The following is a 22,278-nucleotide window of genomic DNA, read 5'->3' on the forward strand; positions in this document are numbered from 1 at the left end:
GTCCGGATATAAAGGCCACAGACGCGCGACAAGGGCTTGAGGTTTACCGGCGATCGAACAAAAATGAGGGGAAACGCTTAGTGATCTTGAACCAGGCAGGCACGCGACGCTTCCGGGCTTACACGTCCAAGCATCTGAACGACCTGCTGCTCCGGGCAGGGCTCGACGACGAGGACCGGCTGAAGGTGAGGGCCGTCGCCACGGTGCTCCCGTTCCGCACCAACGCGTACGTCGTCGACGAGCTCATCGACTGGTCGGCCGCGCCCGACGACCCCATGTACAAGCTGGTCTTCCCGCAGGCGGACATGCTGCCCGCCCCGGACGTCGCCCGGCTGGCCGACCTGCTGAAGGCGGAGGCGCCCGCCGCCGAGATCAACGCGGAGGCCAACCGCATCCGCGCCCGGCTCAACCCGCACCCGGCCGGGCAGATGGAGCTCAACGTGCCCCGGCTGGACGACGAGCCGGTCCCGGGGCTCCAGCACAAGTACCCCGAGACCGTCCTGATCTTCCCCAAGCAGGGACAGACCTGCCACGCCTACTGCACCTACTGCTTCCGGTGGGCGCAGTTCGTCGGCGACGCCGACCTCAAGTTCGCCTCTGACGACATCGAGCAGATGGTCCGCTACATCCGCCGGCACCCCGAGGTCACCAGCGTGCTGATCACCGGCGGCGACGCCATGATCATGGGCGAGCCGGTGCTCAAGCGCTACCTGGAGCCGCTTCTCGACCTGGAGCAGCTCGAATCAGTACGGATCGGCACGAAGTCGCTCGCGTACTGGCCGCAGCGCTTCACCACGGACCCGGACGCCGGCTCCACGCTGGAGCTGTTCGAGAAGGTGGTCGCCGCCGGCAAGAACCTCGCCTTCATGGCCCACTTCACCCATCCCCGCGAGCTGGAGCCACCACTCGTCGAGGCGGCGGTCCGGAACATCCTCGGCACCGGCGCGACCATCCGGACGCAGGCGCCGCTGATCCGCTCCATCAACGACGACCCGGCGCTCTGGTCGACCATGTGGCGCAGGCAACTGCGCATGGGCATGATCCCGTACTACATGTTCGTCGAGCGTGACACGGGGCCGCAGGACTACTTCGCGGTGCCGCTGGCCCGGGCCCACGAGATCTTCAGGGACGCGTACGCGTCGGTCTCCGGGCTCTGCCGTACGGTGCGGGGACCGTCCATGTCGGCCACGCCGGGCAAGGTGTGCGTCGACGGGGTCACGGAGATCGCCGGCGAGCGGGTCTTCGTGCTGCACTTCATCCAGGCCCGCGACCCTTCGCTGGTCGGGCGGCCGTTCTTCGCCCGGTACGACCCGACGGCGAGGTGGCTGACCGATCTGCGCCCGGCCTTCGCCGACCGGTTCCCGTTCGAGCCCGCGGTGGAGGAGGCCCTGCTGGCCGTCTGAACCGGCCCCTGGGTGACTCCGGGGACCGTCCGGCCGCCGGGTGAGCCCAGCTCGGCCCGAGCGGTCAAGCGAGCACCCGGCTAGCGGAAAATCTGTGCGCCCGGCCCGCGGCTTTCGTCCTTGACGGCGAACGTCCGCGGGCCGTCGGCGTGTTCGGGGGCGGGCGGCTTATGTCCGGGAATCCGCCCTCTCAATATCCCGAAATATGCGCCTGTTCTTTCTGCCGCTCGACGGCCTTGCCGGGGCTCTCCCGAGCCTCTTGGAGGGCCGTTGACCTGGCCCGCCAGCCGACGGCCGTGGTGGTACAACTACGTCGGTAGCTCAGCCGGGCGGCGCGCCGCGTGTGGTGCCCACAGCGTGTTCGTCTCGGCTTTCGGGGGGTTTTCGATTCGCGTTTCCTCCGCATTCGAGAGCGATCGATCACGAGCCGGGAAGGCAATCATGAATCGTGTAGTCAAGGCGGCTGTCGCCGTCGCGTCACTCGGGCTGGCGGCGGCCCTCACCGTTCCGCCGGCCCACGCGCAGGCGCACCGCTCCATCAGGCCGCTCACGACGGGGCCCGGCGCGCCGGACGTGACCTCGACGGCCGCCGGAACACTGGACGACAGGACGCCGGACGGCAGGGTGCTGGACGGCGGGACGGTCGGCCGGGGGACTCTGGACGGCGCGAGCCTGGGCGCGGTGCCCGGTGCCCGCACGCTGGACGCCGACGCGCCCGGTGCGGTGTCCGGCCCGGTCACCGGTGCTGTGCCTGGCCCGGTCACCGGTGCTGTGCCTGGCCCGGTCACCGGTGCTGTGCCCGGCCCGGTCACCGGTGCCGTGCCCCGCGTCGATGTGCCGGGGGACCGGACGCCGCGTCCCACGGTGCCCGGGCGCCGAGGCTCCACCTCGGCGGCCTCCCGCGGGGGGACGTCGGGGGGCGGCTCCGCGACCGGCCGCCGGGGCAGGGTGAGGACCGCCCCGGTCACCGCCCGGGACGACGACGGCTCCTCGCCGAGGACGACCCGCACAGGTCGTCGGCCCGGGAGATCTCCCAGGGCGGCCGGCACGGGCAGGCGCGGCCGGGAGAACTGGGAGCGGCGGTACGTCCAGCCGAGCCGGCCGGCCCCGGCCACGACCGACTCCCCGGTCACGGACCTCCCGGCCGGTGACACGCTGAGGGGCGCCCTGTCCAGGGGCGCCACCTCGGGCCGTGTGGCGCCGAGCGGGGTGGCGCCGAGCGTCCCGCTGGCCCAGGGCGTGGCCCGGAACGGCACGCTCGCCCGAGGCGTCACCTCCAGTGGCGCGGTGCCGGGCGGCGCGCTCTCCAGCGGTCCGGGCGGCGCGCTGTCGAGCGGCCCGGCGCGTGCGCTGTCGAACGGCGTCGTGTCCAGCGGTGCCCTCTCGCGCGGTGCCGCTCCGAGCAGTGCCCTCTCGCGGGGCGTCGCGCCGAGCGGTGTGGCCCGGAGCGGTGCCCTGTCCCGTGGCCCCGTCCCCAGCGGACCGCTGGCTCAGGGGGTGACTCCGGGCGCCGTGGTGTCCGGCACCCCGCTGTCGCGCGTCGCCTCGGGCGGGGTGGTGCCGGGTACGCGGCTGAGCTGACCAGAAAGGCCGCTGCCCGCCGTGTCCGCCGGCGGCCCGGGGGAGGGATGACGAGCGCCTTGGTGCCGGCGCTCGGACGGCCCGCCTCCCGGACCGGTGGGACGGCGCGGGCCGGGCGGACGCGCCCGAGCCCGAGTCACGCCTCACGTGCCGAGCCGCCACTGCAGGGCGGCGACCCCCGGTGAGAGGCGCAGCCCGCCGCCGGTCCCTCGACCAGGGACCGGCGGCACTCCCATGCCCGGACCCTGCGCGGGGAGCCGGACCCTGCCCGGAGCCGCTTGACTCTGGCACGGGGAACCCCGGACCCTCCACGCGGGCCGCTGGATGCTGTACGGGGCCGCCTGGACCCGCGCGGGCCGCCCGGACCAAGCGTCAGACGCGTACGCCGGTGCGCCGCGCTATCTGGGCCTGAAGCCGGGCCATCTGCCAGTGCAGGTCGATGAGCTGCTCGGCCAGCTCCATCCTCGGGATCTCCGACACGTCCTCGATGGCCAGGTGGTCGATCGCGGCCGAAAGCTCTCCCATCGCGCCCCCGTTCCCTTCCATCCGCGCCTCGCCGTATCGAAACAACGTTCGAATCATACCGGACCGTGCGCCACGCTGTCAGGCATTGACCTCTGGTGTCGCAGGGGCCGCGCGCAGTCGTCCCATGAGGAAGCCGCCGGGCGTGTCGTACGCGCCGGCGGCTGGAGGCTCGGGTGGGTCAGCCCTTGTTGTAGGCGGCGAGCACTTCCTTGGGGTCGCCGTCCATCTTGATCTTGCCCTTGTGCAGCCAGATGACCCGGTTGCAGGTCTCCTCGATGACGCGCAGGTCGTGGGCGACGAGGAACACCGTGCCGGCCTCCTCGCGGATCTTGCGGATGCGCTGCTCGCTCTTCTTGCGGAACTCGCGGTCACCGGTGGCCAGCGCCTCGTCGATGAGCAGCACGTCGTGGGTCTTGGCCGAGGAGATGGCGAAGCGCAGGCGGGCGCCCATGCCGGAGGAGTAGGTGGACATCGGGAGCTGGACGAACTCGTCGATGCCGGAGAAGTCCACGATCTCCTGGTACTTCTCCTTGACCTCGGCAGGCGTCATGCCCATGGCGTAGCAGCCGAGGACGATGTTGCGCTCGCCGGTGAGCTCGCGCATGAGCGCGGCGTTGACGCCGAGCAGCGAGGGCTGCCCGTCGGTGTAGACGGCGCCCGCGTGGGGCGGCAGGAGACCGGCGATCGCGCGCAGCAGCGTTGACTTGCCTGACCCGTTGCGCCCCACGATGCCGATGGCGTCGCCGTGGTAGGCCACGAAGGAGACGCCCTTGACGGCGTGGACCTCCTTCATCTGCGGCCTGCCCTGGCGCCTCAGGATGCGCGTGAGGGCGTTGACCGCGTTGCCCTTCTCGGCGTCGGTGGCCGCCCCGTAGACGCGGTAGACGATGTGCAGGTCGTCGACGATGACGGTGGGCGTGCCGGTGGGAACGTCGAGAGGCGGCTTGCTGACCGGCGTGGCCGACTTGGGCTGCGGCTTCGCCTTGCCGTCCTTGCCGGCGGCGACGGCGGGCTCCTCGGCCTTCACCAGTGACAGCTCCTCGGTAAGTTCAGCCACGCCCGTACCTCTCCTCGGCCCGCCAGAAGTACCAGAAGCCGAAGCAGAGGGCGAACACCGCCCAGAATACGCAGGATATCCAGACCGATTCCGGTGGGTTGTGCCCGCCACCCTTCGTGATGAGGATGTCGCGCATGAACTCGATGTAGGAGGCGGCCGGATTCGCGTAGTACATGACGTCGGCCACCCACTGGGGGAGGTGGGCGCTGCCCACGACCTTCTCCTGGATGGAGAAGAAGACGCCCGAGGCGTACAGCCAGGTGCGGGTGATGAAGGGCAGGAGCTGGTTGAGGTCGCGCATGGAGGCGCCCATGCGGGCGATCACCAGGCCGGCGCCCACGTTGAACATCGTCTGGAACACCAGCACGACCGGCACCATGAGCCAGAACAGCGTGATGGGCTCGCCGGTGATGAGCACGATCACGAGGAGCACGCCCATGGAGATGGCGAGCTGCTGGAGCTCTTGGATGGTGTAGGCCAGAGGCAGCGACGCCCTGGGGAAGTGCAGCGCGCGGATGAGCGAGAGGTTGCCGGAGATCGACTTGGCACCCGCGGTGACCGACCGCTGGGTGTAGGTGAAGACGAACATCCCGGTCAGCAGGAACGCGGGATAGTTCTCGATTTGGCCCCTGCCCCCGAGGATGAGGCCGAACATCACGTAGTAGATGCCGGCGTTGAGCAGCGGGGTGAGGACCTGCCAGAGCTGGCCCAGGGCGGAGTTCGAATACTTCGAGACGTTGCGCGAAGTGGCGTAGGTCAGGATGAAGTGCCGCCGCTCCCAGAGCTGGCGCACGTAGACAGGAAACCTCGGCCGCGCGATGGCACGGCGAAGCCCGTATCTCGCGGCGAGCTTGGCCAGCGGCTCCTGCCCGCTCCGGCCGCCCGCCTGGGCGTCCGCGACAGCGGATTCCGGCTGACTCATGGCAAGGACTCTATTGGATCCGGGTCGGTGAGGTGCTCCCGCGCGGGTGCGCGGCAGACAGTTGGACGGAGTCCTGGAGCGCCCGGTTCCAAGGCGCCGTCAAGACGGCAACAACCGTAGCCCAGTGACCCGCCGAGCGCCCGGCAAGGGCGCGAGCACGATTCGGTAAGAGGTATTTTTGCTCGACTGCCCGTGTCCAAACGTATGGTCATCTGACGGTTATAAGAGCTTCTAGACCGTCTGAGCCGTATGACTGTGACGCTGGATAGGCGCACGTGTGACCGAACTGCAACGCGCCAGAGACTCGCTGGTGGCACGTAGTGAGGGATAGTCGCGATCGACTGGCAGGGCGTCGGCTGGTTTGACCATGTCAGCCAAACCCGGGGGATTACCGAACCCCCCGTCAGGCTGCTCACGATCATCGCAGCTCAGCGCTAACGCCCACCTGTAGAGGGAGGAATCTTCTTACCATGCGTGTTACTAAGGGCGCACAGATCGTCGCCGGTACCGCGCTGCTGGCCCTCGCGGTTGCCGCGTGTGGTGGCGGCGGCGGCACCTCGACCGGCACCTCCGGATCGAGCGGGGACACGCCGGTCCGCATGGAGCTCGGCGAGCCGCAGAACCTGCTGGTCCCTTCGAACACCACTGAGTCCGAGGGCGCCGAGACGCTCGCGGCGGTCTTCGAGCCGCTGGTGAACTATGACGAGAACAAGCAGGTCGTCATGGGCGCGGCGGAGTCGATCGAGACTCAGGACAACAAGGTCTGGACGATCAAGCTCAAGCCGGGCTACACCTGGCACAACGGCGAGCCCGTGATCGCGCAGAACTACGTTGACGCCTGGAACTACGCGGCGAACCAGGACAACGCCCAGGGCGCCGGCTACTTCTTCGGCCGTGTCGACGGCTACGCCGACCTCAACCCGGGCGAGGGCAAGCAGGTCACCACCAAGGAGATGAAGGGCCTCAAGGCGGTGGACGACACCACCCTCGAGGTCACGCTCACCGCGCCGTTCTCCCAGTTCAAGACCATGCTCGGCTACACCGCGTTCTACCCGCTGCCCAAGGCCGCCTTCGGCGCCGACGGCAAGGTGACGGCGGAGTTCGGCGAGAAGCCGATCGGCCAGGGCCTGTTCAAGCTGGACAAGCCCTACAAGAAGGGCACCGACCAGACCATCGACATGTCGGTGTACGACAAGTTCCCGGGCAAGAAGCCGACCGGCTGGACCAAGCTCCAGTTCAAGCTCTACAACAGCTCGGAGACGGCCTACAACGACCTGCAGGCCGACAACGTCGACATCCACGACTCGCTGCCCGCGTCGGCGATCGCCAGCGCCAAGACCGCGCTCGGGGACCGCTACCAGGACCAGCCGGACGCCGGTATCGGCTACATCGGCTTCCCCCTCCAGTACAACGACGAGTACAAGGACGTCAAGGTCCGCGAGGCCATCTCGATGGCCATCGACCGGAAGACCATCGCCGAGACGGTCTTCTCCGGCACCCGTTCGCCGGCCGACGACTTCATCAACCCGGCCATCGACGGCTACCGCCAGGGCGCCTGCACGGCCTGCGCCTACGACCCGGGCAAGGCCAAGGAGCAGTACGCCGCCGCCAAGGGCCCGGCCAAGCTGGAGCTCGGCTACAACGCCGACGGTGGTCACAAGGAGTGGATCGAGGCCGTCGCCAACAACCTCCGCGCCAACCTCGGCGTCGAGGTGACGGTCAAGCCGTTCGAGAAGTTCGCCAACATCCTGGACGACCTGGACGCGAAGAAGTACAAGGGCATGTTCCGGATGGGCTGGGCGATCGACTACCCGTCGGCCGAGAACTACCTGTCGCCGATCTTCTCGACCGGCGCGATCAAGACGGGCTCCAACTACGCGGGCTACTCCAACAAGGAGTTCGACGAGACGGTCGCCAAGGGCGACCAGGCCGCCACCCCCGAAGAGGGCCTGAAGATCTACCAGCAGGCGGACGACATCCTCATCAAGGAGATGCCGTACATCCCGGTGTACTTCTACCGGAACAACTCGGGATACTCGACCAAGGTCAAGAACGTCAAGATCAACCTGCTCAACCAGGTTGAGTGGGCCGACGTCGAGAAGGCCTGACGCTTGTTCCCGGGGGCGGGCGCGCGTGGCGCGTCCGCCCCTCGAGAGCCGTCAAGAAGGCAGTCGCCTGGGCCGTTCCACCCCATGGGCCAGGCACTGCCTTCCGGCATGTACGGGAGGCTTGAATGGGCCGTTACATCATCAGGCGCCTGATCCAGGCAGTGCCAGTCCTGCTCGGCGCCACCCTGTTCATCTTCGCCATCGTCTTCGCGCTGCCCGGTGACCCTGTCGCCGCGCTGGCCGGTGAGAAGAGGCAGGACCCCAACATCGTCGCGATCATCCGCGACCAGTACCACCTCAACGATCCGCTGCTGGTCCAGTACTGGTACTACATCAGCGGCATCATCTTCCGCGGGGACTTCGGCAAGACGTTCGCCGGCGTCCCGGTGACCCAGCTCCTGGCGGGCAAGCTCCAGGTCACGCTGAACCTCGCGCTGGTCGCGCTGACCCTCGAGGCCATCATCGGCGTCGTCCTCGGCCTGTGGGCGGCGCTGCGCCGCGGCAGGGCGACCGACACCGCGATCCTGGCGTCCACGCTGCTGCTGATCTCCATCCCCACCCTGGTCAGCGGCTTCGTGCTCCAGCTCTGGCTGGGCGTCTGGCTCAAGCAGGTGACGGGCACCGAGATCTTCCCCATCGCGGGCGCCACGCAGGGCCTGAAGTCGTACCTGCTGCCCGGGTTCGTGCTGGCGGGCGTGTCGATCGCGTACCTCACCCGGCTGACGAGAACGAGCCTGGTGGAGACGCTGAGATCCGACTACATCCGCACGGCGATCGCCAAGGGCCTGTCCCGGCGGAGGGTCATCGGCAGGCACGGTCTGCGCAACGCGCTGATCCCCCTGGTCACCTATCTGGGCGCCGACCTCGGCAATCTCATGGGCGGGGCGGTCATCACCGAGACGATCTTCAACCTGCCTGGGATCGGCAAGCAGCTCTACGACGGCGTCTACCTACGAGAACAACCCATCGTCGTAGGAATCGTGACCATCCTGGTGTTGGTCTACATCGTCGCCAACCTGGCCGTCGACCTGATGTACGCAGTGCTCGACCCGAGGATCCGCTATGAGTGACATCCCCCAGGCCGACCCAGCGGCCTCCGAGACCCAGACCCTGACCACGGAGAAGCGGCCCGTCGAGTCGTCCCCCGGCGGCGGCAGGCGCCGCAAGAAGGCGGACAGGCCGGCGAGTCTGTGGAGCGACGCCTGGCACGACCTGCGCCGCCGGCCGATGTTCATCTTCTCGCTGGTCCTCATCGCGATCCTGCTGATCATGTCGTTCTGGCCCTCGCTGTTCACGTCGATCAACCCGCTGGACGCGCGCTCCTGCGACCTCGCGACCGCCCGTCAGGGGCCGAGCTCGGGTCACCTCTTCGGGCGCGACAACCTCGGCTGCGACGTGTACGCCAGGACCATCTACGGCGCCGGCAACTCGATCCTCATCGGCGTCAGCACCACGGTCATCACCGCGGTCGTCGGCGGCCTGCTCGGCCTCATCGCGGGCGCCCGCGGCGGGCTCACCGACACGGTGTCCTCGCGCGTCACCGAGGTGTTCTTCGCGATCCCGCAGATCCTGGGCGCGCTGCTCATCACGGCGACGTTCCGGGACAAGGGCCTGGGCATCTGGATCGTCGTGATCGCGCTGTCGGTGCTGGCCTGGCCGATGACGTTCCGCATCATGCGGGCCGCCGTCATCACGGCCAGGAGCCAGGACTTCGTCGTCGCGGCGCGGGCGCTCGGCGCGAGCCAGAGCCGGGTCATGTTCGGGCACCTGCTGCCGAACGCGATCGCCCCGGTGATCGTCGTGGCCACCATCAACCTGGGCGGGTTCATCGCGGCCGAGGCCGCGCTGTCGTTCCTCGGGGTGGGCGTGCAGTCGCCGGACATCTCGTGGGGCCTGATGATCGCCGACGCCCGGAACCGGTTCCTGGAGGCGCCGCTGCCGCTGGTGTTCCCGGCCGTGTTCCTCAGCATCACCGTGCTGGCGTTCATCATGCTGGGCGACGCCGTCCGCGACGCGCTCGACCCGAAGCTCAGGTAGGAGGGGGGACAGATGAGAAAGACATCGCTGGACACGTTGCCCGCCGAGGGAGGGCTGGGCGACGAGCCGTTGCTGGCGGTGGAGGACCTCCACGTGGAGTTCGCCACGCGGGCCGGTGTCGTGCGGGCCGTCAACGGGGTGAGCTACACGCTCAACCCGGGGGAGACCCTCGCGGTGCTGGGCGAGTCGGGCTCCGGCAAGTCCGTGACCGCGCAGGCGATCATGGGCATTCTGGACATGCCGCCCGCGCGCATTCCCAAGGGAGAGATCCGCTTCCGCGGGACCGACCTCCTCAAGCTGTCGGACGAGGCGCGCACCCAGGTGCGCGGCCAGCGCATCGCGATGATCTTCCAGGACGCGCTGTCCGCGCTCAACCCGGTGTTCACCGTGGGCTGGCAGATCAGTGAGATGTTCCGCGTCCACCGCGGCATGTCGAAGCGCGACGGGATGGCCAAGGCCGTCGAGCTGATGGACCGGGTCCGCATCCCGGCCGCCAAGCAGCGCGTGCACGACTACCCGCACCAGTTCTCCGGGGGCATGCGCCAGCGCATCATGATCGCCATGTCGATCGCGCTGGACCCGGAGGTGCTGATCGCGGACGAGCCGACCACCGCCCTCGACGTGACGGTCCAGGCCCAGATCATGGAGCTGCTCGCCGAGCTGCAGAGCGAGAGCAACATGGGCCTGATCCTCATCACGCACGACCTCGGCGTCGTCGCCGACGTCGCGGACAAGATCGCGGTCATGTACGCGGGACGGATCGTCGAGAACGCCCCGGTGTACGACATCTACCGGGCGCCCGCCCACCCGTACACGAAGGGTCTGCTGGAGTCGATCCCCCGGGTCGACCTCAAGGGCCAGGAGCTGTACGCGATCAAGGGCCTGCCGCCCAACCTGCTCGACATGCCGACCGGCTGCGCCTTCCACCCGCGGTGCCCGTACCGCCAGGACAACTGCGTGACCGACGCCCCCCCGCTCTACGCGATCAGCGGTGTGCGCAACAGCGCCTGCCACTACTGGAGGGAGGTCCTCGATGGCGACCCAAGGTGAGCGAATCCTTGAGGTGCGGGACCTGGTCAAGCACTTCCCCCTGACCCAGGGCATCATGTTCAAGAAGCAGATCGGCGCCATCAAGGCGGTCGACGGCGTCTCGTTCGAGCTCAACAGGGGCGAGACGCTGGGCATCGTCGGCGAGTCGGGCTGCGGCAAGTCCACGCTCGCCAAGGTGCTGATGGCGCTGGAGCGGCCCACCTCCGGCTCGGTCGTCATCAACGGGCGCGACATGGCCCAGGCCAGGGGCGGCGAGCTCAAGCGGATGCGCCGCAACATCCAGATGGTGATGCAGGACCCCTACACCTCGCTGAACCCCCGGATGACCGTCGGCGACATCGTCGGCGAGCCCTTCGACATCCACACCGAGGTGGCGCCCAAGGGCGACCGCCGCCGCAAGGTGCAGGAGCTGCTGGAGGTCGTGGGCCTCAACCCCGACCACATCAACCGCTACCCGCACCAGTTCTCCGGCGGTCAGCGCCAGCGCATCGGTATCGCCCGCGGCCTGGCGCTCCAGCCCGAGATCATCGTCTGCGACGAGCCGGTCTCCGCGCTCGACGTGTCGATCCAGGCCCAGGTCATCAACCTGCTGGAGCGGCTGCAGAACGAGTTCGGCCTGGCGTACATCTTCATCGCCCACGACCTGTCGGTGGTGCGCCACATCTCCGACCGGGTCGCGGTGATGTACCTGGGCAAGATGGTGGAGCTGGGCAAGGACCTGGAGATCTACGACCGGCCGGCCCACCCGTACACCCAGGCGCTGCTGTCGGCCGTCCCGGTCCCCGACCCCGAGGGCCGCGAGCAGCGCGAGCGGATCATCCTGCAGGGCGACCCGCCCTCGCCGGCCAACCCGCCGTCGGGCTGCCGCTTCCGCACCCGCTGCTGGAAGGCCCAGGAGATCTGCGCCGAGGAGGAGCCGCTGCTCCAGATCCGGCCGGGCACGTCGCACCTGAGCGCCTGCCACTTCGCGGAGACGCACGACGTGGTCCACGCCGGCTGACGCCGCCGTCCCGCCACACGGAGCCCCGCGCGATCCGCTCGCGCGGGGCTCCGCGTATGTCCAGGCCGTACGTCAGCTGTCCCGGCCGTACGTCAGCGGGTGGCGATGACCGCGGAGCCGTGGCCGAACAGGCCCTGGTTGACCGCCAGCCCCACCCTGGCGCCCGCGACCTGGCGAGCGCCCGCCCGGCCGCGCAGCTGCCAGGTCAGCTCGCACACCTGGGCGATCGCCTGGGCGGGGATGGCCTCGCCGAACGAGGCGAGCCCGCCGGAGGGGTTCACCGGGACGCGGCCGCCGAGCGCGGTGTCGCCGGCCCGCAGCAGCTTGTCCGCCTCGCCCGGCGGGCAGAGCCCGACGTCCTCGACCCAGTCCAGCTCCAGTGCCGTGGACAGGTCGTACACCTCGGCGAACGACACATCCTCCGGTCCCAGCCCCGCCTCCTCGTAGGCGGCGTGGGCGATCGCCGCGCGGAACGGCCGCTCGGGAGGCGGCACGGCGGCGCGGGAGTCGGTGGCGAACTCCGGGAGCTCCAGCACGGTGTTGGGGAAGGACGGCGTCACCGTGGACACGGCGGCCAGGCGCACCGCGTCCGTGACGCCGCGCCGCCGGGCGTAGTCGGCCGAGGCGAGCACGAGCGCGGCCCCGCCGTCGGAGGTGGCGCAGATGTCCATGAGGCGCAGCGGATCGGCCACCATGGGCGAGGCCAGCACCTCCTCGGCCGTGACGGGCTTGCGGTAGCGGGCCAGCGGGTTCAGCGAGCCGGCGCGGGCGTTCTTGACCTTGACCGCGGCGAAGTCCTCGGCCGTCGAGCCGTGCAGGGCCATGCGGCGGCGCGCGTACAGCCCGAAGTAGGCGGGGTTCGTGGCCCCGAGCAGGCGGAAGCGCAGCCAGTCCGGGTCGTCCGGGCGCTCGCCGCCGACCGGCTTGAAGAAGCCCTTCGGGGTGGAGTCGGCGCCCACCACCAGCGCCACGTCGCACAGCCCGGCGAGGATCCGGGTGCGCGCGATGTCGACGGCCTGCGCGCCGGAGGCGCAGGCGGCGTAGCAGGACGCGATCCGGGCGCCCGACCAGCCGAGCGCCCTCGCGTACGTGGCCCCGGCCACGAAGCCCGGGTAGCCGTTCCTGATCGTGTCGGCGCCCACCAGGAACCCGACCTCGGGCCAGCTCACCCCGGCGTCGCGCAGCGCCTCGCGGGCCGCCGCGACGCCGTACTCGGTGAACGGGCGGCCCCACTTGCCCCACGGGTGCATGCCCGCGCCCAGCACCACCACGCTCACGACGCCGGCCCCCACATCCACACCAGCGGCCCGTCGGTGAGCGCGCCGTGGGTCAGCTCCAGCTCCATGCCCACCTCCAGGTCCTCGACCGTGAGGTCCCTGACCTGCCCGAGCACCATGATCCCCTCGCGCTCCAGCTCCACCGCCGCCAGCGTGACCGGCGTGTACGGCTCGGCGGCCACGTACGGCTCGGGCGGGGGATAACGGGCGCCGGTGTAGGACCAGACCCGGCCCCGCCGGGACAGCCGCGTCACCTCCAGGTTCTCGCTCTCGCAGCCGGGGTTGGGGCAGAAGCCGGTCCGCGGCGGGAACGTCACCGTGCCGCAGGCGGCGCACCGGGCGCCCAGGAGGTGGGTGGCGCCGTCCTCGATCGTGAACCAGCCGTCGATCGCCAGGGTCATGCCAGGAGTATTACACAAGCGCTTGCTAGGCTTAAGTCCGCCTGCCCCAGGAGGCACGCCGCCGCGCCACCACGTGCCCGGCCATCGCCAGGCAGAGCACGAGCAGCCCCACCAGCGTCGGCAGCCGCGACTCCGGCTCCGGTCCGGCGGTCCGGCCCGGCGCGGGCGGCGGCGGAAGGGCCCTGCCCGCACGGGCCCCTGCCATCCGGCCCGCCTCCCGCAGCGCGAGCAGCGCGTCGGCCATGCCGTGCCCGTACGAGGGGTTGCGGGCGGGCGGTCGCGCGACCGTGCCGCGTTCGATGGCCGCGCGCACCCGGTCCGGCGGCAGGCCGGGGTAGGCGGACCTCACCAGGGCCGCGATGCCCGCCACCATGGCCGCCGCCGCGCTCGTGCCGTCGCCCACCACGTACGAGCCGGCGCCGTCGGCGGTGAGGATGCCCGTGCCGGGAGCCACCACCGACAGGTAGTTCTGGCGGTTGGAGAACGCCGTCACCCTGAGCCGCTGGTTCACCGCGCCCACCGCGATGACGCCGGGGTAGGCGGCCGGGTAGTTCCTGCGGTTCGTGGTCTCGCCGTCGTTGCCGGAGGAGGCCACCAGCACGGCGCCGCGGCACAGCGCGTACCGCACGGCCGCCTGCTCGGCGGGCGAGCCGCGCCAGGCGCCGCTGCCGCCGCCCAGGGACATGCTGATGACGTCCGCGCCGTGGTCGGCGGCGTAGCGGATGCCGCGGGCCAGGGCGTCGGGCCGGCCGGCCGAGGGGCGGGCGGCGGAGAGGCGGGTGGCGGAGGGGCGGGCACGGAGCGGGTCGTCGTTCTCCAGCGTGACGCGGACGGACAGCACGCGGGCCTCAGGGGCGACGCCGATCACGCCGGTCCGTGCGGTCTCCTGGGCGGCCTGCGCACCGCGGGCCGGAGAGGAGGGCGGGGAGAACGCGGCGACCCGGGAGGCGGGGGTGCCGGTGTGGCCGTGGCCGGCGATGAGGCTGGCCATGGCGGTGCCGTGGTGGCCCGACCGGCCGGGCCGGCTCCCGGTGCCGGTCAGGTCGGGACCGGTCACCACGGAGCCCGTGAGGTCGGGGTGGCGACCGTTCACGCCGGTGTCGAGCACCGCCACCAGCACGCCCTCGCCTCTGCTGATCCGCCACGCCTCGGGCAGGCGCAGCGCGGGGAGCTGCCACTGCGCGGCCCCGTACGCGGTCGTCCCGGTGCGGGCGGCGGCGCCGGCGCTCGATGCCCGGCCGATCAGCGGCGAGGCGGACAGGCAGGCGACGAGACAGGTGACGAGCCAGACGGTGAGGCGGGGTACGAGTCTCCTGGTGACGTGCGGTATGGGACGGAAGTGGCGCATCGCGACCTCCGGGGCAGAAGGGGGATGCCCGTTGCCGGAGATTGTGACACGCGACGCCCATGATTGATCGGGACCTTCAGTAAACGGTCCGATACATCGCGTAATTAGGCTTAAGTAACTTTCGTAACCTAAGACTTGGCTATAGAGGGAGATATCCGGACATGGGCGCCGGGCGGGAGCCCGAGCCGCTGCGCCGCGTCCCCGGAGTTCACCGCGATCGCGATCAGCCCCGCCGAGTCCGCGAACGCCACCAGCTCACCCGGCGGCACCGCCGCGTACGTCTCCCGGTACGGCAGCGTGAGCTGCCGCCGCCCCAGCCACACGCCCAGCGTGTCGCCCACCCGAGCCCCCAGCGCCTCCAGGTGGCTCGCGGTGATCGACAGCTGGGTGTTGCCGTAGCGGTCGACCGAGACGACCTCGCCCTCCACGGCCCCCTCGCGCACCACCGAGGTCGGCTCCGCCAGCGAGACGAGCCGGCCGACCGGGCGCTCCGGCCCCAGGTCAGCGGGTTTGGCGCCCTTGAACAGCCGGGCCGCGACGGCCGAGTAGATGTCGCGCCCGTGGAAGGTGGGCGAGACGGGTCTCAGGAAGTACTCCTCGTTGCTGATCTCGTACGCCGCGTCGGCGCCCCCGCTGGCGTGGACCGCCCACGACAGCAGCCCGTTGTCCGGGCCGACGAACACCCGGCCGCCCGCCTCGATCGCGACGGCCCGGCGGGTGCCTCCCGTGCCGGGGTCCACCGCGCCGATGTGCACGCCCCGGGGCAGGTAGGGAATGGTCTGGGCGAGGATCGCGGCGCCGCGGCGGACGTCGCCCGACGGGATGGCGTGGCACACGTCGATCACCCGGGCCTCGGGCGCGATGCCGGCGATCACCCCGTGGCAGGCCGCCACGTAGCCGTCCTCCAGCCCGTAGTCCGTGAGAAGCGTGATGACTGAGGTCACACTTCGTGACTGTACGTCTAGCCATCCGCCATGAACAGCCGGACTGCGCACATTACGATGGCGTCGGGCCGCATGCGCGTGTCGTGATCGTCGCGCGCAGCCTTTCGAGGAGGAACCATGGACACTGCACCGGCCGGCGGTGACAGTGCACCCCGACAGCCAGCGCACGACCAGCCCCTCACGCCACCCGCACAGCTGACCCAACGCGATCTCGACCTCCTCGCCTTCGAGCGCCAGTGGTGGCGCCACGCGGGCGCCAAGGAGCAGGCCATCAAGGAGACCTTCGGGTTCTCCGCCACCCGCTACTACCAGCTTCTGGGCGAGCTCATCGACAAGCCGGCCGCCCTGGAGCACGACCCGATGCTGGTCAAACGGCTGCGCAGGCTGCGCGCCGGCCGCCAGCGCGACCGCGCCGCGAGGCGTCTGGGCATGCGCCCCTGACCTGCTGGGTAGGCCCAGCCGCGTGAGGAACATCCCTGGCATGGAAGCCATCCTGAAGGACCCGGCGGGTGCCGTGATCGGGCTCGACTTCGACGGGACGCTGTCCCCGATCGTGCCCGACCCGGCCTCCGCCCGGATCCACCCGGAGGCACCCGGCGTGCTGGCCGAGCTGGGCGGGCACGTCGGGGCGGTGGCCATCGTGACCGGACGGCCCGTCGCCACCGCCCTGGAGCTCGGGCCCGGCCTGGCCGACGTGCCGGGCCTGGTGGTGCTGGGCCACTACGGGTTCGAGCGATGGGAGCGCGGCACGGTCTCCGGCCCGCCGCCTCCCGCCGGCGTGCCGCGGGCGGAGGCGGAGCTGCCGCTGCTGCTCGACTCGCTGGGCCTGAAGGGCGTGACCGTGGAGGACAAGGGCCGGGCGGTGGCCGTCCACACCCGCCGCGCCGACGACCCCGAGGGCGCGCTGGCCGCGCTGCGCGAGCCGCTGGCCGAGCTGGCCGCCCGGCACAGCCTGGTGGTGGAGCCGGGCCGGCTCGTGCTGGAGCTGAGACCGCCGGGCATGGACAAGGGGCACGCGCTCGGGCTGTTCCTGGCCGAGCGGGCCGCGAGGTCCGTGATGTTCGTCGGTGACGACCTCGGCGACCTGGCCGCCTTCGACGCGGTCGAGGCGTCGGGGCTGCCGGGGGTGACCGTGTGCAGCGGCTCGGCGGAGGTCACCAGGCTGGCCGAGCGGGCCGACATCGTGGTGGACGGGCCCGACGGGGTCGTGGCGCTGCTGCGGGAGCTGGCCTCGGCTGTCGTGCGTTCGTGATTAAGTCGTTCGTGATTGATCTGCAAGTGCCGGGCAATACGGTCGCGGCATGCCGAAGACAGCTCTCGCCGCCGCGGCCCTCGCCGCGGCGGTCACGCTCCTGATCCCCGCCACCGCCACCGCCTCCGCCGGAGGTTCGGGCACCCCCCTCCGCCTGCGCGGCGGCCTGACGCTGAGCCTGCCGGGCGGCTGGAAGGCGTACGGCAAGGGCGACTGGATCCGCGTGGTCACCGGCTCGTGCCCCAAGCCCAGGTCGGGCTACGCCGGGTCGGAGTGCGACAGCTTCTGGATCCTCGGGCCGAAGGCCATCGAGCTGGGCGGCGAGGTGTTCAAGCCGTACACCGCCGAGCGCCCCTACTACCCGGCCACCGACGTCCAGCCCTGCCCGCACAACCACAGGTGGGGCGAGACCCTCGGCGCCGCCAGGGTCAAGGGCCTGCGCCAGGTCGGCCCCGGCCACAAGGCGTACTACCGCGAGTGGAAGGCCACCTGCGTCACCTACGACAGCGGCAAGGTCAGGTCGAGGTGGATCCAGCGCGAGTGGTACCTGCCGAAGACCAAGGTGCTCGTGGTCGACCAGTGGAACACCCCCGGCCTGGCCGGCGTGCTCAAGCGCGCGACCTGGCGATGAAGGCGGCCTCCCGCCGGTCAGCTCCGGGTGGGGTCGAGCTTGTCCAGGGCGTCGAGCTGCGCCTCCAGCCACCGTTTCGGGGGCAGCGCCGTGGCGGCGGCCACCAGCTCGCGGCGGCGGCGCGCCCGCTCCTCCTCGGGCATGACCAGCGCCTCGTGCAGCGCGCCGGCCGTGTCGCTGATGTCGTAGGGGTTGACCATGAGGGCGTGCGGGCCGAGCTCGGCCGCCGCCCCGGCCTCGCGCGACAGCACCAGGGCGGCGCGCGGCGACAGGATCGGGCCCTCCTTGGCCACCAGGTTCATGCCGTCGCGGATCGGGTTGACCAGGAGCACGTCGGCCATCCGGTAGGCGGCCAGCGAGCGCGGATAGTCGTCGTTGACGTTGAGGATCAGCGGGTCCCAGTCCTCGGTGGCGTACTCGTCCTCGATCTCCTGGGCGCACCGCTGCACCGAGGCGGTGTACTCGCGGTACTCGGGCAGGTCGTGCCGGCTCGGGTAGGCGAAGGCCAGGTGGACGACCCGCCCGTGCCACTCGGGGTGGGCGGCCAGGAACTCGCGGTAGGCGAGCAGGCCGCGCACGATGTTCTTGGACAGCTCGGTCCGGTCGATGCGGACGATCAGGGCGCGGTCGCCGACCTGGTCGCGCAGCGCGGCCATGTGCGACTCGACGTCGGGCTCGGTGGCCCGCTCACAGAGCGCGTCGCCGTCGACGCCGAGGCCGTGCACCCCGACGCGGGTCGTACGGCCCTCGTGGGTGACCGTACGGGCCGCGTGGTCGACGCCGGCGCCGAGCAGCGCCCGGCAGCAGTCCATGAACGCGTCCGCCCAGCGCGTGGCCAGGAAGCCGGCGTGGTCGGCGCCCAGGATGCCTTCGAGCACCTCGCGCGCCACGTCGTCGGGCAGCAGCGAGAAGTACTCGGGCGGCGCCCACGGCGTGTGGCTGAAGTGGGCGATGCGCAGGTCGGGCCGCTCGGCCCGGAGCATGGCGGGGGTGAGGGTCAGGTGGTAGTCCTGCACCATGACGCGGGCCCCGTGGTGGGCCTCCTCGGCCAGGGCCAGCGCGAACGCGCCGTTGTAGTCGCGGTAGGACTCCCACTCGCGCAGGAACCTGGAGCCGAAGCTCGGCGCGTTGGGGGTGTCGTAGAGCAGGTGGTTGACGAACCAGAGCGTGGAGTTGGCCACCGCGTTGTAGGCGCGGTGGAACGTCGCCGCCGGGATGTCGAGCATCCGCAGGGCGCCCGTGTCGTAGCCCGCGTGGTCGAGCCGGCCTCCGGGAGCCCGCCGGGCGGCGCTGCGGTCACCGTCGGACAGCGCGGCGCACACCCAGAGCACGCCGTGGTCCTTGGTCACTCCGGACAGCCCGGACACCAGCCCCCCGCCGCCGCGTTTCATGGTCAGCGCGCCGTCGTCGTCGACGGTGAACGAGACCGGGCCTCTGTTGGAGGCGACCAGGACGCTGTTCATTTAACCTCCCTCCGATCATAGGATCCCAGCTATGGCGCTAGATGAGCTAACCGAGGAACTTGCCCGTTCCGCCGCAGCCGGAGATCATCGCGCGCTCGGCGAGCTCCTGAAGCGGATCGAGCCCGACGTGATGCGGCACTGTGCCCGCATTCTCCCCTACCGCCAGGACGCCGAGGAGGCGTCCCAGGACACTCTGCTCGCGGTGGCCCGCAACATCGGCCGCTTCGAGGGGCGGGCCAGGTTCAGCACGTGGCTGCACATCGTGACGGCCAACTGCGCGCGGACCACGTACCGGTCGCTGAAGCGGCGGGCCGCCGAGCAGACCTCCGAGGAGCTGCCGGTGCAGAAGCCCGACGTGGCGCGGGTCAGCGTCATCGCGGGGTCGCGGCTGGACCTGCTCGACGCCATGGAGGCGCTGGAGGCCGACAAGCCCGACCTGGCCCAGGCGCTGGTGCTGCGCGACATCGTCCAGCTCGACTACAACGAGGTGGCCGAGCAGCTCGGCATCCCGCTCGGCACCGCCAAGTCGCGCATCCACCAGGCCCGCAAGTACGTTCAGGCGGCGCTCGGCGACGACTATCGGTGAGATCGCTCGTCTCATGCTATGAGACGAGTGGACGGCGGCGGCGCGTGGCCGGGTACAGTCTGATGCGACAACTGAATATTGCTCATCCAGAGGGGTGGAGGGACCGGCCCTGCGAAGCCCCGGCAACCCTCCCGGCTTGAGACTCGCGACCTGGCGAGGCCGACCGGGACAAGGTGCCAATTCCGGTCTGCGGTCAAGGTGGCCGCAGGCGAAGATGAGGGAAGGCCTCGCTTCATGTCGCTTGACTTCGGTCCTGCCACCGCCCTGTCCTGCCGCGAGTGCGGCACCCGCTACGACCTCGGTCCGAGCTTCGCGTGCCTGGAGTGTTTCGGGCCGCTCGAGGCGGCCTACTCCTTCGGCGACGTCCGCCGCGAGGACATCGAGGCGGGCCCGGCCAACATCTGGCGCTACCGCTCGCTGCTCCCCGTCCCCGCCGACGTGGCCACCAAGCCGAACATGAACCCCGGCTGGACCAAGCTCGTCAAGGCCGGCAACCTCGGCCGCGCGCTCGGCCTCAAGTCCCTGTACGTCAAGGACGACTCCGGCAACCCCACCCACTCCTTCAAGGACCGGGTCGTGGCCATCGCCGTCGAGGCGGCGCGCAACTTCGGCTTCCACACCCTGTCGTGCTCCTCCACGGGCAACCTCGCCGGAGCGGTGACGGCCGCGGCGGCCCGGGCCGGGCTCGACGCCTGCGTGTTCATCCCCGCCAACCTGGAGCAGGCCAAGATCGCCATGGCCCGGGTGTTCGGCGGCAAGCTCATCGGCATCGACGGCACCTACGACGAGGTCAACCGGTTCTGCTCGGAGCTGATCGGCGACCCGATGGGCGACAAGTGGGGGTTCGTCAACGTCAACCTCCGGCCGTACTACGCGGAGGGCTCCAAGACGCTCGCGTACGAGATCGCCGAGCAGCTCGGCTGGCGGCTCCCCGAGCAGATCGTCATCCCGATCGCCTCCGGGTCCCAGCTCACCAAGATCGACAAGGGCTTCAAGGAGCTGATCGCCCTGGGGCTGGTCGAGGACCGGCCGTACAAGGTGTTCGGCGCCCAGGCGCTCGGCTGCTCGCCCGTGTCGGCCGCCTTCAAGGCCGGCCACGACGTGGTCCAGCCGGTCAGGCCCGACACCATCGCCAAGTCGCTGGCCATCGGCAACCCCGCCGACGGCCCCTACGTGCTCGACATCGCCCGCCGCACCGGCGGCGCGGTGGAGGACGTGACGGACGCCGAGATCGTGGACGCGATCAAGCTGCTCGCCTCGACCGAGGGCATCTTCGCCGAGACGGCGGGCGGCGTCACGGTCGGCGTGCTGAAGAAGCTCGCCGAGAGCGGGCGGCTCGACCCCGAGGCGGAGACCGTGGTGCTCAACACCGGCGACGGGCTCAAGACGCTCGACGCGGTCTCCGGGGACGCCCAGCCCACGGCTGTGATCAAGCCCTCGCTCGACGCGTTCCGCGCGGCTGTCTGACCGCCGCGCGCGGCTGCCCGTTCAACCAGGAAAGGCGACTTAATCATGAGTGTTTCTGTACGGATTCCCACCATCCTGCGCACGTACACCGGCGGAAACGCGGAAGTGAGTGGCGAGGGCGCGACTCTTCGTGACGTCCTCGCAAAGCTCGACTCCGACTACCCGGGGATCGGCGCGCGAATTCTGGATGAATCGGGCAAGATTCGTCGTTTTGTCAACGTTTATGTGGGAGAAGAGGACGTCCGTTTCGCGCAGGGTCTGGACACGCCCGCGCCCGAAGGGGTCCAGATCTCCATCATCCCTGCGGTCGCCGGCGGCTGACGAACTCTCGCATCACTCCCTGAAGGCGCCCCTCGTGGGCGCCTTCTGCTTTTCCCGGATATTCAATGTTGAACTACTTTGGCCATGTCCCCATACATCCCCTTAGGGAGTCCGTTAGGAGGAATTGCGCGGTTTGCGGTTTGACTCTGTTGCCAAACGCCGTGCCACAGGTATGGTCGAGGACGATCGTCCGGCTGTTTTGCCATAAGTCGTGGCGATTGCGGGTCTCGCGGACGAATGGGCGGGATCCGCGAGCCCAGTAAGAGGAGTCGGAAGTGGCGCAGGGCACCGTCAAGTGGTTCAACGCGGACAAGGGCTACGGCTTCATCGCGGTAGACGGTGGTAAAGATGTATTCGTCCATTACTCGGCAATCATGATGGACGGCTATCGCTCTCTCGAGCAGGGCCAGCGGGTCGAGTTCGAGATCACACAGGGCCAGAAGGGGCCGCAGGCGGAGTCCGTCCGCGCTGTCTGACCCAGGTCGCTGGCGTCCAGTGGCAGGCCGCGCGGCAGCGCAGTCCGTACGGCCTGCCCCTCGCACCTTCGTCGACGATCACGGCGGGTCCCTCCGGGGGCCCGCCGTACGGCTGACCTGGGCGCCCACGGTGCTCGCTTGCACTCGACCGGGTAGAGTGCTAAACAGTTCGTTGGCACTCTCTGTTCGTGAGTGCCAGCACCTGGGATCGGGACGATGGGGTCCGCCAACGGAGACGCGGACCCATATGCCGTCGCGGGCGTCGGCTCGATCCGCCGCAAGCCACCCTGCATCTGGGAGGTCCAGCCTTATGGCAGCCAAGATGATCGCGTTTGACGAGGACGCCCGGCGCGGTCTCGAGCGCGGTATGAACCAGCTCGCCGACGCCGTCAAGGTGACCCTCGGCCCCAAGGGCCGCAACGTCGTGCT

General features: G+C 70.3%; 22 protein-coding genes and 1 riboswitch. Of the genes, 14 read left to right on the forward strand and 8 right to left on the reverse strand.

Annotation, left to right across the window (positions count from 1 at the left end; all coding sequences use genetic code 11):
* The first annotated feature begins 80 nt into the window (after positions 1 to 80).
* Together AB0H64_RS42210 and AB0H64_RS42215 are read left to right on the forward strand one after the other, a co-directional pair.
* Positions 81 to 1,403, forward strand: coding sequence for a lysine 2,3-aminomutase (locus AB0H64_RS42210; protein ID WP_357636836.1), 1,323 nt, complete (start codon positions 81 to 83; stop codon positions 1,401 to 1,403).
* A gap of 441 nt (positions 1,404 to 1,844) precedes the next feature.
* Positions 1,845 to 2,984, forward strand: a complete 1,140-nt coding sequence (locus AB0H64_RS42215; RefSeq protein WP_357636839.1) for a hypothetical protein — start codon at positions 1,845 to 1,847, stop codon at positions 2,982 to 2,984.
* A 372-nt stretch (positions 2,985 to 3,356) separates the two neighbouring features.
* On the opposite strand, the gene AB0H64_RS42220 is transcribed toward AB0H64_RS42215, so the two are convergent.
* From AB0H64_RS42220 to AB0H64_RS42230, 3 genes are all read right to left on the reverse strand, one after another.
* A complete protein-coding gene (locus AB0H64_RS42220) occupies positions 3,357 to 3,509 on the reverse strand; it encodes a hypothetical protein (RefSeq protein WP_357636841.1) in 153 nt (50 codons plus the stop codon).
* A 178-nt stretch (positions 3,510 to 3,687) separates the two neighbouring features.
* A complete protein-coding gene (locus AB0H64_RS42225; RefSeq protein WP_357636843.1) occupies positions 3,688 to 4,566 on the reverse strand; it encodes an ABC transporter ATP-binding protein in 879 nt (292 codons plus the stop codon).
* Positions 4,559 to 5,488: an ABC transporter permease gene (locus AB0H64_RS42230; protein WP_357636845.1), complete on the reverse strand. Its 930-nt coding sequence runs from the start codon at positions 5,486 to 5,488 to the stop codon at positions 4,559 to 4,561. Before AB0H64_RS42230 ends, AB0H64_RS42225 begins: the two co-directional genes overlap by 8 nt.
* Before the next feature lie 470 nt (positions 5,489 to 5,958).
* Between AB0H64_RS42230 and AB0H64_RS42235 the strand changes: the two genes are divergently transcribed.
* The 5 genes from AB0H64_RS42235 (at position 5,959) to AB0H64_RS42255 (ending at position 11,683) form a co-directional block, all read left to right on the forward strand.
* Positions 5,959 to 7,596 (forward strand): ABC transporter substrate-binding protein, encoded by a 1,638-nt coding sequence (locus AB0H64_RS42235; protein WP_357636847.1) that lies wholly within the window; start codon positions 5,959 to 5,961, stop codon positions 7,594 to 7,596.
* Positions 7,597 to 7,721: 125 nt separating this feature from the next.
* Positions 7,722 to 8,666 carry an ABC transporter permease gene (locus AB0H64_RS42240; RefSeq protein ID WP_355450046.1) on the forward strand — a complete coding sequence of 315 codons (945 nt, stop codon included), beginning with the start codon at positions 7,722 to 7,724 and terminating at the stop codon, positions 8,664 to 8,666.
* On the forward strand, positions 8,659 to 9,633 hold the full coding sequence (locus tag AB0H64_RS42245; protein WP_357636851.1) for an ABC transporter permease: 975 nt from the start codon (positions 8,659 to 8,661) through the stop codon (positions 9,631 to 9,633). Before AB0H64_RS42240 ends, AB0H64_RS42245 begins: the two co-directional genes overlap by 8 nt.
* Before the next feature lie 12 nt (positions 9,634 to 9,645).
* Positions 9,646 to 10,683: an ABC transporter ATP-binding protein gene (locus tag AB0H64_RS42250; protein ID WP_357636853.1), complete on the forward strand. Its 1,038-nt coding sequence runs from the start codon at positions 9,646 to 9,648 to the stop codon at positions 10,681 to 10,683.
* Positions 10,667 to 11,683, forward strand: coding sequence for a dipeptide ABC transporter ATP-binding protein (locus tag AB0H64_RS42255; protein WP_357636854.1), 1,017 nt, complete (start codon positions 10,667 to 10,669; stop codon positions 11,681 to 11,683). Before AB0H64_RS42250 ends, AB0H64_RS42255 begins: the two co-directional genes overlap by 17 nt.
* 92 nt (positions 11,684 to 11,775) lie before the next feature.
* Here AB0H64_RS42255 and AB0H64_RS42260 read toward each other — a convergent pair whose 3' ends face one another.
* The 4 genes from AB0H64_RS42260 to AB0H64_RS42275 all read right to left on the reverse strand — a co-directional run bounded on the left by AB0H64_RS42260 (position 11,776) and on the right by AB0H64_RS42275 (position 15,653).
* Complete coding sequence (locus AB0H64_RS42260) at positions 11,776 to 12,975, reverse strand: lipid-transfer protein (RefSeq protein ID WP_357636856.1); 1,200 nt, start codon at positions 12,973 to 12,975, stop codon at positions 11,776 to 11,778.
* The gene (locus tag AB0H64_RS42265; protein ID WP_357636858.1) at positions 12,957 to 13,361 is read right to left on the reverse strand and encodes an OB-fold domain-containing protein; all 405 of its coding nucleotides are present in this window, start codon (positions 13,359 to 13,361) and stop codon (positions 12,957 to 12,959) included. The genes AB0H64_RS42260 and AB0H64_RS42265 overlap by 19 nt, the downstream gene beginning before the upstream one ends.
* Before the next feature lie 31 nt (positions 13,362 to 13,392).
* Positions 13,393 to 14,709, reverse strand: coding sequence for a S8 family serine peptidase (locus tag AB0H64_RS42270; protein ID WP_357636860.1), 1,317 nt, complete (start codon positions 14,707 to 14,709; stop codon positions 13,393 to 13,395).
* A gap of 128 nt (positions 14,710 to 14,837) precedes the next feature.
* Entirely contained in the window at positions 14,838 to 15,653 is an 816-nt protein-coding gene (locus tag AB0H64_RS42275; RefSeq protein WP_357636863.1) for an SAM-dependent chlorinase/fluorinase, read from the reverse strand.
* Positions 15,654 to 15,770: 117 nt separating this feature from the next.
* Here AB0H64_RS42275 and AB0H64_RS42280 point away from each other — a divergent pair, with 117 nt between their 5' ends.
* Genes AB0H64_RS42280 through AB0H64_RS42290 form a run of 3 tightly spaced genes read left to right on the forward strand, consistent with a single transcriptional unit; the run spans position 15,771 to position 17,536 of the window.
* Positions 15,771 to 16,094: a DUF3263 domain-containing protein gene (locus AB0H64_RS42280; protein ID WP_357636866.1), complete on the forward strand. Its 324-nt coding sequence runs from the start codon at positions 15,771 to 15,773 to the stop codon at positions 16,092 to 16,094.
* A gap of 40 nt (positions 16,095 to 16,134) precedes the next feature.
* Entirely contained in the window at positions 16,135 to 16,905 is a 771-nt protein-coding gene (gene otsB / locus AB0H64_RS42285) for a trehalose-phosphatase (RefSeq protein WP_357636869.1), read from the forward strand.
* A 49-nt stretch (positions 16,906 to 16,954) separates the two neighbouring features.
* Complete coding sequence (locus AB0H64_RS42290; RefSeq protein ID WP_357636872.1) at positions 16,955 to 17,536, forward strand: hypothetical protein; 582 nt, start codon at positions 16,955 to 16,957, stop codon at positions 17,534 to 17,536.
* A gap of 17 nt (positions 17,537 to 17,553) precedes the next feature.
* On the opposite strand, the gene AB0H64_RS42295 is transcribed toward AB0H64_RS42290, so the two are convergent.
* A complete protein-coding gene (locus AB0H64_RS42295) occupies positions 17,554 to 18,999 on the reverse strand; it encodes a trehalose-6-phosphate synthase (protein WP_357636874.1) in 1,446 nt (481 codons plus the stop codon).
* Positions 19,000 to 19,030: 31 nt separating this feature from the next.
* Here AB0H64_RS42295 and AB0H64_RS42300 point away from each other — a divergent pair, with 31 nt between their 5' ends.
* The 4 genes from AB0H64_RS42300 (at position 19,031) to AB0H64_RS42315 (ending at position 21,849) form a co-directional block, all read left to right on the forward strand.
* A complete protein-coding gene (locus AB0H64_RS42300) occupies positions 19,031 to 19,585 on the forward strand; it encodes an RNA polymerase sigma factor (protein ID WP_310716322.1) in 555 nt (184 codons plus the stop codon).
* A 79-nt stretch (positions 19,586 to 19,664) separates the two neighbouring features.
* Positions 19,665 to 19,806, forward strand: a riboswitch (SAM riboswitch).
* Between the two features lie 13 nt (positions 19,807 to 19,819).
* Complete coding sequence (gene thrC, locus AB0H64_RS42305; RefSeq protein WP_310716320.1) at positions 19,820 to 21,052, forward strand: threonine synthase; 1,233 nt, start codon at positions 19,820 to 19,822, stop codon at positions 21,050 to 21,052.
* 45 nt (positions 21,053 to 21,097) lie between these two features.
* The gene (locus AB0H64_RS42310) at positions 21,098 to 21,373 is read left to right on the forward strand and encodes a MoaD/ThiS family protein (RefSeq protein WP_357636878.1); all 276 of its coding nucleotides are present in this window, start codon (positions 21,098 to 21,100) and stop codon (positions 21,371 to 21,373) included.
* A gap of 275 nt (positions 21,374 to 21,648) precedes the next feature.
* The gene (locus AB0H64_RS42315; RefSeq protein ID WP_068927743.1) at positions 21,649 to 21,849 is read left to right on the forward strand and encodes a cold-shock protein; all 201 of its coding nucleotides are present in this window, start codon (positions 21,649 to 21,651) and stop codon (positions 21,847 to 21,849) included.
* Positions 21,850 to 22,278: the final 429 nt, after the last annotated feature.

Source organism: Nonomuraea sp. NPDC050733 (assembly GCF_040654215.1).
Taxonomy (GTDB): domain Bacteria; phylum Actinomycetota; class Actinomycetes; order Streptosporangiales; family Streptosporangiaceae; genus Nonomuraea.